This is a genomic window from Inquilinus limosus (genome assembly GCF_002195995.1).
GTDB classification, from domain to species: Bacteria; Pseudomonadota; Alphaproteobacteria; order DSM-16000; family Inquilinaceae; genus Inquilinus; species Inquilinus limosus_C.
The window spans coordinates 17087-31008 of sequence record NZ_NHON01000074.1 but is presented as its reverse complement, the minus strand read 5'-3'; the positions used below and the strand labels follow the sequence as shown (position 1 = coordinate 31008).

Annotated in this window: 13 protein-coding genes; 7 read left to right on the top strand and 6 right to left on the bottom strand. The window is 69.9% G+C overall.

What is annotated here, in order from left to right; translation table 11 throughout:
* The 3 genes from BWR60_RS27375 to BWR60_RS27365 form a co-directional block, all read right to left on the bottom strand.
* Positions 1-611, bottom strand: a 611-nt coding sequence (locus BWR60_RS27375) for a helix-turn-helix domain-containing protein (RefSeq protein ID WP_230983198.1), incomplete at its 3' end; no start/stop codon positions are given.
* A 256-nt stretch (positions 612-867) separates the two neighbouring features.
* Entirely contained in the window at positions 868-3150 is a 2283-nt protein-coding gene (gene ptsP / locus BWR60_RS27370) for a phosphoenolpyruvate--protein phosphotransferase (protein ID WP_230983197.1), read from the bottom strand.
* 13 nt (positions 3151-3163) lie between these two features.
* The gene (locus BWR60_RS27365) at positions 3164-4384 is read right to left on the bottom strand and encodes an aspartate kinase (RefSeq protein WP_088154966.1); all 1221 of its coding nucleotides are present in this window, start codon (positions 4382-4384) and stop codon (positions 3164-3166) included.
* 160 nt (positions 4385-4544) lie between these two features.
* Here BWR60_RS27365 and ubiG point away from each other — a divergent pair, with 160 nt between their 5' ends.
* The 4 genes from ubiG to BWR60_RS27345 all read left to right on the top strand — a co-directional run bounded on the left by ubiG (position 4545) and on the right by BWR60_RS27345 (position 8402).
* On the top strand, positions 4545-5294 hold the full coding sequence (gene ubiG, locus BWR60_RS27360) for a bifunctional 2-polyprenyl-6-hydroxyphenol methylase/3-demethylubiquinol 3-O-methyltransferase UbiG (protein ID WP_088154964.1): 750 nt from the start codon (positions 4545-4547) through the stop codon (positions 5292-5294).
* Complete coding sequence (locus BWR60_RS27355; RefSeq protein ID WP_088154962.1) at positions 5291-6193, top strand: NAD-dependent epimerase/dehydratase family protein; 903 nt, start codon at positions 5291-5293, stop codon at positions 6191-6193. The genes ubiG and BWR60_RS27355 overlap by 4 nt, the downstream gene beginning before the upstream one ends.
* Positions 6194-6315: 122 nt before the next feature.
* Positions 6316-7458, top strand: coding sequence for a glycosyltransferase family 4 protein (locus BWR60_RS27350; RefSeq protein ID WP_088154960.1), 1143 nt, complete (start codon positions 6316-6318; stop codon positions 7456-7458).
* Positions 7446-8402: an NAD-dependent epimerase/dehydratase family protein gene (locus BWR60_RS27345; protein WP_088154958.1), complete on the top strand. Its 957-nt coding sequence runs from the start codon at positions 7446-7448 to the stop codon at positions 8400-8402. Before BWR60_RS27350 ends, BWR60_RS27345 begins: the two co-directional genes overlap by 13 nt.
* A 98-nt stretch (positions 8403-8500) precedes the next feature.
* Here the strand turns inward: BWR60_RS27345 and BWR60_RS27340 are convergent, their stop codons facing one another.
* The 3 genes from BWR60_RS27340 to BWR60_RS27330 all read right to left on the bottom strand — a co-directional run bounded on the left by BWR60_RS27340 (position 8501) and on the right by BWR60_RS27330 (position 11491).
* Positions 8501-9457, bottom strand: a complete 957-nt coding sequence (locus tag BWR60_RS27340; protein WP_088154956.1) for a Wzz/FepE/Etk N-terminal domain-containing protein — start codon at positions 9455-9457, stop codon at positions 8501-8503.
* The gene (locus BWR60_RS27335; protein WP_144445781.1) at positions 9454-10836 is read right to left on the bottom strand and encodes a UDP-N-acetyl glucosamine 2-epimerase; all 1383 of its coding nucleotides are present in this window, start codon (positions 10834-10836) and stop codon (positions 9454-9456) included. The genes BWR60_RS27340 and BWR60_RS27335 overlap by 4 nt, the downstream gene beginning before the upstream one ends.
* A gap of 220 nt (positions 10837-11056) precedes the next feature.
* A complete protein-coding gene (locus tag BWR60_RS27330) occupies positions 11057-11491 on the bottom strand; it encodes a DUF1178 family protein (RefSeq protein ID WP_088154952.1) in 435 nt (144 codons plus the stop codon).
* A gap of 94 nt (positions 11492-11585) precedes the next feature.
* Between BWR60_RS27330 and BWR60_RS27325 the strand changes: the two genes are divergently transcribed.
* From BWR60_RS27325 to BWR60_RS27315, 3 genes are all read left to right on the top strand, one after another.
* Positions 11586-12140, top strand: a complete 555-nt coding sequence (locus BWR60_RS27325; protein WP_343216425.1) for a class I SAM-dependent methyltransferase — start codon at positions 11586-11588, stop codon at positions 12138-12140.
* Positions 12141-12222: 82 nt separating this feature from the next.
* Entirely contained in the window at positions 12223-13227 is a 1005-nt protein-coding gene (locus BWR60_RS27320; RefSeq protein WP_088154948.1) for a Gfo/Idh/MocA family protein, read from the top strand.
* A complete protein-coding gene (locus BWR60_RS27315; RefSeq protein ID WP_230983196.1) occupies positions 13224-13916 on the top strand; it encodes a gamma-glutamylcyclotransferase in 693 nt (230 codons plus the stop codon). The genes BWR60_RS27320 and BWR60_RS27315 overlap by 4 nt, the downstream gene beginning before the upstream one ends.
* Positions 13917-13922 lie beyond the last annotated feature (6 nt).

Below are 13922 nucleotides of genomic sequence, written 5' to 3'. Positions count from 1 at the left end.
GGCGACGGCAGGGCCGGGGTGCCGGCCGGGGCGGTCGGGCCCGGCACGATCGGGCCGGCGGTCATCCGCTCGCCCGGGCCGGGCTCGGCCGTCGGGGCCGCCGCCTGCAGGTTGGGGCCGCTGTTCGGGGCGGCCGGCTGCACCACCGGGCCCGGATTCGACTCCGGCTGGGCGTTGCCGTCGAGCAGGGCGGCGAAGCGCGCCGGCAGGGCCGCGATCTCGGCCGCCATGTCGCGGTTGGCCGAGGACAGGTAGTACCAGCCGGCATAGGCCAGGCCGCCGATCAGGACCGCGATCATCAGGATCGCGCCGCCGGGGACGCGGCTGCCTTCCGGCACCGGCACCGGGAAGACCAGATCAGGCTTCTTCTCGACCGCGGCGGATTCGCGCTTGAAGCGCGCCACCACCTGGTCGCCGTCGAAGCCGAGGAACTCGGCATAGGTGCGGACGAAGCCGATGGCGTAGACCGGACCGGGCAGGTCCTGGTGACGCCCGTCCTCGATCGCCTGCAGCAGCCCATGGCGGATCCGCAGCGTGGCGGCCACGTCGTAGAGGCTGTAGCCGGCGATCTCCCGCGCCTGGCCGAGGATGCGGCCGACCGGGGCGTTCATGTCGATCACGGGTTCGTTCGCCCCCGCATCGTGAGGGTTGTCCGGGGAGTCCGCGGCCTCATGCACCACGGCGAGGTGTTTGCGATTGCTCTGGGCCATGTCGTTCGAGCCGCTTTGTGCTTGAGCGAATTGTTACAGATGAAAGCCGGCGCGTCGCCCTGTCATGATGTCGAGGCCCACTCCCCCACGACCGAGACGACTGTCTTTATTATGACGATTCCGGCGGGACAGCAAAACGAATCCGAGTTTGGCCGCACTATATTGCAACGTCATGGTCGCGGGCATAGGCGCGGATGGCGGGGCGAAGCGAACCACGGGCATTGGCACGGACCTGCGACAACCAGCGAGAGAAATGGCCGAGATCCAGGCTGCGGACCATAGTCCTGACGGCGCCGATCGAGGTCGCGGGCATCGACAGCGTGCGGAATCCCAGGCCCAGCAGGGTCATCGCCTCGATCGGCCGCGACGCCATCTCGCCGCACAGGCTGATGCGGCGGCCAGCGGCGTCGCAGCGCGCCACCGTCTCGGCCAGGGCGCCGATCAGGCCCGGCGACAGCGTGTCGTAGCGCTGCGCCACCCGGGTGTTGGTGCGGTCGGCGGCGTAGAGATACTGCATCAGGTCGTTCGAGCCGACGGCGACGAAGTCGGCGGTGCGCAGCACCTGGTCGAGCTGCCACAGCAGCGACGGCACCTCCAGCATCACCCCGACGCGGATCTCGCCCGAGACCGGCGCGCCCTGGGCCGCGGCGCGCGCCACCTCCCGGTCGAAGAGATTCCGGGCGGCGTCCAGCTCGGTCACCTCGGACACCATCGGGAACATCACGCCGAAGGGGCGCCCGGCGGCGCCCTGGATCAGCGCCCGCAGCTGCTGGCGCAGCATCGCCGGCCGGTCCAGGCCGATGCGCACGGCGCGCCAGCCCAGCGCCGGGTTGTCCTCGTCGATCTCGGCGAAATAGGGCAGCCGCTTGTCGCCGCCGACATCGAGGGTGCGGAACACCACCGGCCGGCCCTCGGCCAGGTCGATCACCCGTGAATAGAGGTCGGTCTGGGTGGCGACGCTGGGATATTCCGACCGCACCATGAACGGGATCTCGGTGCGGTACAGGCCGATGCCGTCGGCGCCGACCGCGTCGAGATGCGGCATGTCGGAGAGCAGGCCGGCATTCAGCATCAGCGACACGGCGGCACCGTCGCGCGTCACCGCCGGCAGCCGCGCCTCCTCGGCGTAGATCTTGCGCTGCCCGGCCTGGACCTGGATCGCCTTGGTGATGGTGTCCATCACGTCCTCGGACGGGCGGACGAAGACGTTGCCGTGGTCGCCGTCGATCACGATCGGGTCGAGCGGCTCGATCAGCCGCATCGCCTCGACGCAGCGGCCGACCACCGGGATGTCCAGCGCGCGGGCGATGATCGCGACATGGCTGGTGGCCGACCCCTCCTCCAGCACCAGGCCGCGCAGCTTGCGCCGGTCGTAGTCCAGCAGCTCGGCCGGGCCGATGGCGCGGGCCACCAGCACCATGTCGTCCGGCAGCGTGCCCAGCGCCGCGGCCGAGGTGCGGCCGGCCAGATGCAGCAGCAGGCGATTGGCGAGGTCGTCGAAATCGACCAGGCGCTCGCGCAGATAGGGGTCGGTGACCCGGGCCATGCGCGCCGCCATGTCGTTCTGCACGCGCTGCACCGCCGCCTCGGCCGACAGGCCGGTGTCGATCGCCTCATGGATCCGGCTGAGCCAGCCGCGATCCTCGGCGAACATGCGGTAGGTCTCGAGGATCTCGCCGCTCTCGCCGATGCCGCCGGCGCGGTGGTCGGCCACCAGGTCGTCGAGCGAGCGGTGCATGTGCTCGACCGCCTGGCGGAAGCGCTCCGCCTCCACCGCCGGGTCGTCGGCCACCATCTGGCGCACGGTGATCTGGGTCCGGTGCAGCACCGCCAGGCCCTGGGCCAGCCCGCCGCTGAGGGCGATGCCGTGCAGCCGGGCCGGCAGCGACACCGCCGTCGGGCTCGCCACCTCGCCCGGCCGGGCGATCTCGCCGCCGACGATCAGCTCGGCCACCACCATGGCGATGGTCTCGAGCGTCTCGACCTCGTCCTCGGAGTAGTTGCGCTTGTGCTGGTTCTGGATGATCAGCACGCCGCGCACCTTGCCGCCGCGCAGGATCGGCACGCCCATCCAGGATTCGTACGGGTCCTCCCCCGTCTCCGGCCGGTAGGCGAATTTCGGATGGGCGGGGGCGTTGGCGATGGCCAGCGGCCGCGCCGTCGCCGCGACCTCGCCGACCAGGCCCTCGCCGACCCTGAGGCGGGTGCGGTGCACCGCGTCGGGGTTGAGGCCGATGGTGGCGAACAGCTCCAGCACGTCGCCCGGGCGGGAGACGTAGCAGGAGCAGACCTCGGCCACCATCTCGGCCGCGATCAGGGTGACGATCTTGTCGAGGCGCGACTGCGCCGTGCCCGACCCCGCCATGACGTCGCGCAGGCGGGCGAGGAGGCGACGCGACGGCCCGATGCCCGGGGCGGGCCCGCCCGCCGGCCGGGTCATCAGGCCGTCTCCATCAGGCCTTGTCCAGGCCGTAGGCGGTGTGGAGGGCCCGGACCGCCAGCTCGGTGTACTGCTCGGCCACCAGCACGCTGATCTTGATCTCGGAGGTCGAGATCACCTGGATGTTGATGCCGTTCTCGGCCAGCGCCTTGAACATGCGCTGGGCGACGCCGGCATGGCTGCGCATGCCGACGCCGATCACCGAGATCTTGACCACGTTCTCGTCCGGGATCAGGTGGCTGTAGCCCAGCGTCTCCTTGTGCTGGGACAACACCTTGACCGCGCGCTCCAGGTCCGCCTTGCCGACGGTGAAGGTCAGGTCCGTCGCCTGGCCGTCCTCGGAGATGTTCTGGACGATCATGTCGACGTTGATGTTCGCGTCGGTCAGCGGCCCGAAGATCGACGCGGCCACGCCCGGCCGGTCCGGCACGCGCACCACGGTGATCTTCGCCTCGTCCCGGCTGTACGCGATCCCGCTGACGACCTCTTTCTCCACGATCTCGTCCTCGTCCACCACCAGGGTCCCTGGCACATCCTCGAAGCTGGACAGCACCTGCACCCGCACCCGATGGTTCATCGCCATCTCGACCGAGCGCGTCTGCAGCACCTTGGCGCCGAGCGACGCCATCTCCAGCATCTCTTCGTAAGTGATCTTATCGAGCTTGCGCGCCTTGCGCACGATCCGCGGATCGCAGGTGTAGACGCCGTCGACATCGGTGTAGATGTCGCAGCGGTCCGCCTTCAGCGCGGCGGCCAGCGCCACTGCCGAGGTGTCGGACCCGCCGCGGCCCAGCGTGGTGATGCGGCCGGAATCGGAGACGCCCTGGAAGCCGGCGATCACCGCGACCTCGCCGCGGCCCAGCGATTCCTCGAGCTTCTGCGCGTCGATGCCGAGGATCCGGGCCTTGGCGTGCGCGCCGTCGGTGTGCACCGCCACCTGCCAGCCCTGGAACGACCGTGCCGGCAGCCCGATCTCCTGCAGCGCCAGCGCCAGGAGGCCGGAGGTGACCTGCTCGCCCGAGGCCACGACCGCATCGTATTCGCGCGGATCATGCAGGGGCGCGATGTCGTTGCAGTATTTCACCAGCTGGTTGGTGACGCCGGACATCGCCGACACCACGACCGAGACCTGGTTGCCGCGCGCGACCTCCGCCTGCACCCGACGGGCGACGTTCTTGATCCGCTCGACATCGGCGACCGACGTGCCGCCAAACTTCTGAACAATGCGCGCCATCGGCCGCCGCGGGTTTGAGTGACAGGGGCGCCGCGGGCCGGAATGCCGGCATTGCGGCCGTGAGGCCCGCTACCCATACTGCGTCGCCGAGAGCGACGCAACGTCCCCTGTGCTGCGCCGCGCTCGCGACGTTCAGGTTTACAGACGAGGACCTTCCCTGATGGCGCAAAGCCCGGCGGCGACGATCGATTCCGCCGAGATCGCCCGCTTCGAATCGATGGCGGCGGACTGGTGGGATCCGGACGGCAAGTTCCGGCCGCTGCACCGCATGAACCCGGTGCGCATCGGCTATGTCCGCGACCGGATCTGCGCCCGGCTGGGCCGCGACCCGCTGGCGCCGAAGCCGCTGGCCGGCCTCTCCATCCTCGACATCGGCTGCGGCGGCGGCCTGCTGTCCGAGCCGATGGCCCGGCTGGGCGCCGCCGTCACCGGGGTCGATGCCGGGGCCGAGGCGGTCGGCGTCGCCCGCGCCCATGCCGCCGAATCCGGCCTGGACATCGACTATCGCTGCAGCAGCGCCGAGGACCTCGCGGCGTCCGGCGCCCGCTTCGACGCGGTGCTGGCGCTGGAGATCGTCGAGCATGTCGCCGATGTCGACGCCTTCTGCGCCGCCCTGGCGGCGCTGCTGCGGCCGGGCGGCACGCTGGTGATGTCGACCCTGAACCGCACCCGCCGCAGCTGGGCCGTCGCCATCCTCGGCGCCGAGCACCTGCTGCGGATCATCCCGCGCGGCACCCATGAGTGGCGCAAGTTCCTGAAGCCGCACGAGTTGGCCGCGGCGCTGCGCCGCGCCGGGCTCGGGGTCGGCGACATCGCCGGCATGGTGCCCGACCTGCGCGGCGGCGGCTGGCGGCTGGCGCCGCACCATCTCGGGGTGAACTACATCCTGACGGCGACGAAGCCGGGATGATCGTCGTCACGGGCAGCGCCGGCTATCTCGGCTCCCGCATCGTCACCTCGCTGCTGTGCGGGTCGACGGCGGCAGGGGGCCCGGTGGCGGGGGTCGACCGGGCCGAGGCGCCGACCGTGACCCATCGCGCCGACATCCTGGACGGGGTGACGCTGCGCCGGGCCTTCCGCGGTGCCCGCGCCGTGATCCACACGGCCGGGCTGAACGGTGGCCCGGGCTCCCCGGCTTTGGGCGCCGAGATCCGGCGGATCAATGTCGGCGGTACCGAGGTGGTGATCGCCGCCGCGCGCGACGCCGGGGTGCGACGGCTGGTGCTGACCAGCACCACCGCGCTGTATGGCGGCGCGGTCCGCAGCGCCGGGGCCGCGGTCTGGGTGACCGAGGACCTGCCGCCGGCGCCGGAGACGCCCTATGAGGACAGCAAGCGCGACGCCGAGGCGCTGGTCCTGGCCGCCGCCGGGTCGTTCCCCGAGGGCTGCGTGGTCCTGCGCTGCGGCCGGTACTTCCCGGCCCCGCCGAACGAGACGGTGAACGACCGGCTGTATCGCGGCGTCGACCCGCGCGACGTCGCGGCCGCGCATATCCTGGCGGCGGAGCGGCGGGGCGCCGGCACCGCGGTGCTGAACATTGCCGCCGCCAGCCCCTTCCTGCCGGAGGATTGCGCCGAGCTGCGCCGCGATCCGCGGCCGGCGCTGCGGCGCCGCCACCCCTTCGTCGAGGGCGCCTACCGGCAGCTGGGCTGGCGGCTGCCGGCCGCGATCGACCGCGTCACAGCCATCGGCGCCGCGCGGGCGGCCATCGGCTACGCCCCCCAGCACAATTTCCGCGAGGCCCTGGCCGAGCAGCTGTGGCTCGATGCCTGGCCGCGCCGCTCCGAAGCCGCGCCAGAGCGAGGCTGACCGGCCCTTTGCCGTGGAAATTTTATTGTTGCCGCAGGTCTGGCCCGTGCTATCTAATTTTCGCTAATCGAGCCAAGAACATTGGCGCATAATATATTGTGCAAGCCCGTTGGTGAGCCGGCATGAACATCGGAATTTTTACCGAATTGTATCCTCCGAGCATTGGCGGCCAGGAAATTCGCTTTGCCGAACTGGCGCAAGTGTTTCGCGATCGCGGTCACAGTGTCTCAGTATATTGCATAGCACATAGGAGAGATTTGCCGAAGCGCGAATCCCTGAGTGGTATTGAGGTCAATCGCTTTCCGGTGGATGAGCACTATCAGAGGCCGCAGTCGCGCCTCCTGCCTCGGAATCCGATTACCATACTGAAGTATGCAACCTGGGTGCGAGGTGTGCTGAAGGCGCGCAGCTTCGATCTCAGCCTGTTCAACCAGTGGCCCCTGGCGCATATCGCCTTCGCGCCGCGCAGCGCCCGGCAGCGCGCCATCCTCGACTGGTGCGAGGTGCGGGACGCCGGCTTCTACCGCGTGATGCAGCGGATGCTGCCGCGGCTGAGCGGGCAGAACATGGGTGTCGGCCCGGCGGTGTGCGACCGGATCGGCGCCGCCTCCGGCCGGTCGGTCTTCTACCTGCCGAGCGGCATCCGCCGGTCCGCATACCGCAGCCTGCCGGCGGCGGAGCGCCGCGACATCCTCTATCTCGGCCGCATCACCGCCCACAAGAACCTGACCTTCCTGATCGACGCCTTCGCCCGGCTGAAGGCCGCCGGCCACAACCGCCTGGGCGAGCTGGGCCAGGACGAGCTGGTGATCGCCGGCGACGGGCCGGAACTGCCGGCGCTGCGTGCCCATGCCGCCGCCTCGCCGGCCGCGGATCAGATCCGGATCCTGGGTCCGGTCAGCGAGCAGCAGAAGATTGAGCTGCTGGGCGGCGCCAGGCTGCTGGCGATCTCGAGCCGGCGCGAGGGCTTTCCCCGCATCGTCGCCGAGGCGATGGCCAGCGGCCTGCCGACGGTGACCGCGCGCTTTCCGGAGAACGGCACCAGCGACGTCGTCGACCATTACGGCTGCGGCATGGTGACCGAACCGGAGCTCGATGCCTTCACCGGCGGGCTGATCGCCGCGGCAGACCGGTGGGAGGAGCTGTCGTGCCGTGGCCTGGACCACGCCGACGAGCTGGACTGGCAGGCGCTGGCCCAGGAGATAGAGGGTCGGTCGATCGCTGGAATTTCAAAGATGAAGGTTCAGGATTCATGCGCATTTTGATCACGGGCGCTGCCGGGTTCATCGGCAGCCAAATCACCCGGCGCCTGGCCCGGGACGGCCACGAGATCCTGGCCATCGACAACCTTTCCTTCGGCCGGGAGAGCTCGCTGCCCGAGGAGGCGGTGTTCAAGCGCCTCAACCTCGGCACCTGCAGCGGCACCGAGCTGCTGGAGGTGGTCGAGGAGTTTCAGCCGGACGGCGCCATCCATTTCGCCGCGATCCATTTCATTCCCTATTGCATGAGCCATCCGGACGAGACCTTCGCCACCAATGTGCGGGGCACCGAGCTGGTGCTGCGGGCGCTGGAGCGGACGCCGGCCCGCAAGGTGGTCTTCGCCTCGACCATGGATGTCTACGCCCCGGTCGACCGGGTGCACCGCGAGAGCGACCAGGCCGCGCCGGTCAATGCCTACGGCCTGTCCAAGCTGCTGGGCGAGGACCTGCTGGCCTATGCCACCCGCACCAATGACCGGCTGTCCGGCGTAGCGCTGCGCTTCGCCAACGCCTTCGGCCCGGGCGAGACCAACCCGCACCTGATCCCCGACGCCCTGAAGCGGATGCGCGACCGGTCGCAGCCGGAGATCCGGATGGGCTATATGGGCGCCACCCGCGACTTCATCCATGTCGCCGACATCGCCGATGCCGCGATCGCCGCGCTGTTCCAGGACACCGGGCGGTTCGAGGTGTTCAACGTCGCCTCCTCGATACCGACGCCGGTGCGCGACGTGGTCGAGACCATCCGCCGCCTGGTCGGCGACCCGCGGCCGGTGGTCGAGGACCGGAAGCAGTTCCGCAAGTTCGACCGGCCGTCGCTGTCGGCCGACACCACCAAGATCCGGGCCGCGCTGGGCTGGGCCCCGAAATGGTCGCTCGAGGAAGGCCTGCGCGACCTGGTGCAGCGCAGCTTCGCGGCGGAGCCCCGCCCGCTGAGCAAGATCGCGTGAGGCAGAGGCCCGGCCGGGCCTCGCGGTGACTCATGAACGCCCCCTCCCGCAAGAGGAGGGGGATTGGAAGGGAATGGTTCGGCTGCGGGGCAGTCCCTTCAGCCCCGCCGCCTCCGGTCGATCCGATGGGCGATGAAGGCGCCGACCATCAGGCCGATCAGCCCGGCCAGGGCGAGGATCCGGATCTTCTTCGGCGAGGACGGCTCCGTCAGCACCTCCGGCTGCTCCAGCGCCTCGGCGGCGAAGGGCAGGTTCGGCTGGATCAGCATCAGGATCTTCTCCTGGTCCAGGATCAGGCCGATCAGCGTCTGGCGGTAGTCGTTGACGGTCACGTTCTGCAGCCGACGCTGCAGGTATTCCAGCTTGCTCTGGGTCTGCTGGTAGATCGCCTGCTTGATCTGGTCGTCGCTGTACTGGTGCAGATAGCCCAGCGTCTGCCGCGCCACCTCGGCATCGGTGGCGTCGAGCGACAGGGTGGTGATCGGCGAATCCCGGTCCTGCTCCTGGTTCAGGTTCTTGCGCAGGAACTCGGCCACCGCCTGGGCGCTGGTGTCGACGCTGGTGTCGAGGCCGAAGGCGGCCTTGATCGGGGTCAGGAACGAGGTGCTTTCCCAGATCTTCCGCTGGTCGTTCCAGCGCAGGTCCATCAGGCTCTCGATCAGGCCCTTGTGTTCCTTCAGCGCGGCCGCGGTGCTGACCGCCGTCAGCTGCTTGCTGAACCGGTCGAAATAGGTGATCTGCTCATTGCCGGTCAGGCTGGTCAGCGAGCTGGCCAGCGCCGAGGCGCCGGCGTTGCGCAGCAGGTCGGACAGCTGCTGCGACGCCTCGGTCGGCATGACGATGAGGCGCGAGGTGTAGCGCGTCGGCGACACCATGATGAACAGCACGCCGAGGGCCGCCGCCACGATGATGGCCAGGACGACCAGCCAGCGATGGCGCCAGGCGGAGCCAACCATCTCCTGGGCCAGGGTCTCGCTGGACAGCCGGTCGCGGACCGGCTGGGTCTCGACCGCCTGGGGCACGGGGCTGAGCATATGTTCGGTGGCGACGGTCATGCCGCACTCGCATTCGGTTGCCGACGGGTTTCCAGGGCGTGGAGGAGCGTCGCGAAGCCATCGACCACGATCGCCACATTCTCCTCCGTCATGCTGTGCGGGTCGTGGACCGGGTCGCCGACCCGGCCGGGGAAGGACTGGGCATGGAGCCAGCCCAGAAACGCGGCCGGCTCCGCCCCGCCCTCGCGGTCGTCGCGCTGCAGCAGCCGCTCGAAGCCGGTGCGGGTCAGGGCCGGCAGGTCGATCCGGCCCGGCGACATGACGGGGGCGAAATACATCGGCGCGAAGGTCGCGGCCTTGAGGCCGAGCAGCCCGGCCTCGAGACAGACGGTGCCCGAGGGCGACAGCACCAGCCTCGACGCTTCCATCAGCTTGAAGGTGTCGGCATAGGGGTCGATCAGGCGCACCCCGGGGATCCGCCGCAGCTCGTCGTAAGTGCGCGGCGTGCGGAAGCCGATCGCGTTGGAGTGCTCCTTGACGTAGATCTCCCAGCCATGCGGGATCACCCGCGACAGCGCCCGGATGTTCTCGATCTGGTCGGAGTTGCGGTGGGCGAAGACATCGATCGACGCCTCCGGCTGCATGTGCAGCGTCACCAGCACGAAGGGGCGGGCGCCCGGGAGGTTCTCGCTCTCGAACGGCTTCTGCCAGCGGGTGCGGTAGGTGTTGACGATCCGTCTGAACCGGAAGCGCGACCGCTGTGCCAGGGGCGGCAGGGTCTCGTCGCCATCGGTGGCGCGGGAGAAGGCCTGCACCACGGATTCGCCGAGCCAGTGGCTGCGGAAGAACCGGATCTTGTTCTGGATGTGGAAGTAGTAGGGCCGGTAGGCGCGGGTGCGCAGCGCCTCGATGATGCCCTCCGCGGCCTCGCGGTCGGAGCGGTCGGGCTTGCGGAGCTCGAAGATCTCGGCCTGGTTCAGGTCGGTGAAGAAGCCGAAGCGGTCGGACGGCACCCGCACCGTCGACGGGGCGAAATAGGCCCGGCCCTGCGCCTTGCACAGGAGCGCGGTGGCCAGCTCATAGGCCCAGGTCTGCTCGCCGAAGGTGGCGCGGACGTCATGGGCCTTCAGGAAGCGCGAGACCTCCCGTGCGACCACGGCCAGATAGGCCTTGGCGTAGGGCCGCCGGCTCAGCGTCCGGTCCATCAGGATGGTCTCGTTGGCGGATTGCCCGCCCGCCTCCAGCTCGGTCAGCGCCGGATCGGCCGGGTCCGGCGGCGGCGCGCTGCGCCACTCATCCCTGAAATCGGCGAGGCAGAGGATTCTGTCACGGCGCCAGCCGGCCTTGATCAGCGCGTCGGCCCAGCGCCGGCTGGCCGCGATCCAGACGACCCCGACCCCCTTCCGCTCGAGGCCACGCCCGATCTTTTCGAAGAACATCGTCCGGTAATTGTTCGACAAAAGACATATATTCATTATTTCCGCGCCATGGGTCAGGGGCACGCCGCCGGCGATGAGATCGGCGCGAACCGACCGCCACCGGCTCATAACCCACTAACCGTAAGCGGGGACGGTGACAAGTGCGACCGCACGGAAGGCGAGAAGAAAGCGCCGTTCCGCTCAAACCAGGATTGAGAAAGCTTCGCCGGCCGGCGGCCGGTCAGGAATCGGTGCGGGACACCCAGGGAATACGGGCGACGCCGATTCCCTCTTCCTCCAGCTCGCGCGCCTCGGCTTCGGTGGCCTCGCCGTAGATGTCGCGATGCTCGGGTTCCTCGTAATGGATCTTGCGTGCCTCGTCGGCGAAGCGGTCGCCGACATACTCGCAATTCTCCTCGATCTTGCGGCGCAAGGTCTCGAGCTCGCGGCGCGCCTCGGCCATGGTGGTGTGGGTCCGGCGGCCGTCCTCGCCCTGGCCGTTCCTGGCCGACCGCTTGGCGATCGCCGGCGCCATCAGCGCCTTCTCGACCGCGCCGCTGCCGCAGACCGGGCAGTTGACCTCGCCCGCCGCCACCTGGGCGTCATAGGTGCCGCTGTTGCGGAACCAAGCCTCGAAGCCGTGGCCGGCCTCGCATCGCAATTCGTACAGGATCATCGCATTCCATGCTCCGCTTTTGTCATACGATGGTCCGCCACAGCCCGCAAAGAAAATGACACCCGCAATCCCGCCGACGCCGCATATCCCCCCTGTGTCCGCATGGGTCGCGCGCTTCGCACCGCTGGTGCCGAGGACCGCGCCGGTGCTGGACCTCGCCTGCGGCAGCGGCCGCCATCTGCGCCATTTCCGGGGCCGCGGCCATGCCGTGGCCGGGGTCGATATCGACCTGCGGGGCGTGGCCGACCTGGCGGGGGCGGAGGAGGTCGAGATCCTGCAGGCGGACATCGAGGCCGGGCCCTGGCCCTTCGCCGGGCGGCGCTTCGCCGGCATCGTCGTCGCCAACTACCTGCACCGGCCGCTGCTGCCGGCGATCCTCGACGCGCTGGCCCCCGGCGGGGTGCTGGTCTACGAGACCTTCGCCCAGGGCAACCAGCGCTTCGGCCGGCCGTCGACCCCAGCCTATTTGCTCAGGGCCGGGGAGCTGCTGCAGGCCGTGGCGGGCCGGCTGCAGGTCGTGGCCTACGAGCATGGCGAGGTCGCGTCGCCCCGCGCCGCGGTGGTGCAGCGGCTGTGCGCCGTCGCCGACCTGGCGCCGGCGCCGGATCTCGACGGGTCGCCCGAGCCGCATCCCCTGCCCGCGCCCTGAGCGTTCCTCATCACCGGTCCGAGCGGTTACGATCACCCGGATCTGCGAAAACGTCGGGCATTTGCAGCCGAAGGAGACAGGCGTGGCCGAAGGAACGATCGTCTGGGGCGTCTTGGGCGCCGCCAAGATCAACGACAAGGTCGTCCCGCCGATGGCCAGGGCCCGGCATTGCCGGGTGAAGGCCATCGCCTCGCGCTCGGCGGAGAAGTCGAAGGCCGCGGCCGAGAAATACGGGCTGCCGGTGGCCTATGACAGCTACGAGGCGCTGCTGGCCGACCCGGAGATCGACGCGGTCTACATCCCGCTGCCGAACCACCTGCATGTCGAATGGACGATCAAGGCGGCCGAGGCCGGCAAGCATGTGCTGTGCGAGAAGCCGATCGGGCTGAATGCCGAGCAGGCGCGGCAGCTGATCGCGGCGCGCGACAAGACCGGCCGGCGCATCCAGGAAGCCTTCATGGTGCGCACCCACCCGCAATGGCTGAAGCTGCGAGAGCTGGTGCAGGAGGGCGCGATCGGCGAGCTGCGCGCCATCACCGGCGCCTTCACCTACCGCAACATCGACCCCAACAACATCCGCAACAAGGCCGATATCGGCGGCGGCGGCCTCTTGGACATCGGCTGCTACCCGATCACCACCTCACGCTTCGTCGCCGGGCGGGAGCCGCGCCGCGTGGTGTCGCTGCTGGACCGCGACCCGGTGTTCAAGGTCGACCGGCTGGGCAGTGTGCTGCTGGACTATGACGGCATCCAGGCCAGCTTCGTCTATTCGACCCAGATCCCCGGCTACCAGCGCATGCAGTTCCTGGGCACCAAGGGGCGGATCGAGGTCGAGATCCCGTTCAACGCCCCGAACGACCGGCCCTGCCGCCTCTTTCTCGACGACGGCTCCAGCCTGTTCGGCGAGGGCATCAGGCCGGTCGAGGTTCCGGCCTGCGACCAGTACGGCGTGGCGGCCGCGGCCTTCGCCGAGGGCATCCTGAAGGGCGGCGAGCAGCCGGTGCCGCTGGAGAACACGCTGGCCAACATGCAGGTGATCGACGCCGTCTTCCGCTCCGCCCACACCGGCCGGTGGGAGACGCCGTGAGCGAGGTTCCGACGGTCGCCGAGCCGACCGCCATCACCCGCGAATCCCTGAAGGCCGGCGTGCTGCAGCGCATGATCGCCGCCGGCGACCCGAGCGCGGAGGTGCTGTCCTTCGAGGCGCTGGCCGACTCGCGCCGGTCGATCCTGGCGGCGGAGCAGGCGGCCGGCCGCGACGTCTGGGTGTTCGCCTATGGCTCGCTGATCTGGAACCCGGCCTTCCACTTCGTCGAGCGGCGCACCGGGCTGATCCATGGCTGGCACCGCCGCTTCTGCCTGTGGACCGCGCTGGGCCGCGGCACGCCCGACCGGCCGGGGCTGGTGCTGGGCCTCGACCGCGGCGGCACCTGCCGCGGCCTCGTCTTCCGCATCGCCGCCGCGGCGGTGGAGGAGGAGCTGGACCTGATCTGGCGGCGCGAGATGGTGACCGCGTCCTACACCCCGCGCTGGGTCACGGCGGCGACGCCGGAGGGCCCGGTGCGGGCGATCGCCTTCACCATCGACCGCACCCAGCCGCGCTATGCCGGCCGGCTGAGCGAGGAGGAGACGGCGCGGGTGCTGGCCGGGGCGCACGGCCAGCTGGGCAGCTGCCGCGACTATTTCCGCTCGACCCTGGACCATCTGGTGGCGCTGGGCATCCGCGACCACGGGCTGGAGGCGCTGCGCCGCCGGATCGCGGCGCTGGAGCCGTAAGGCCCC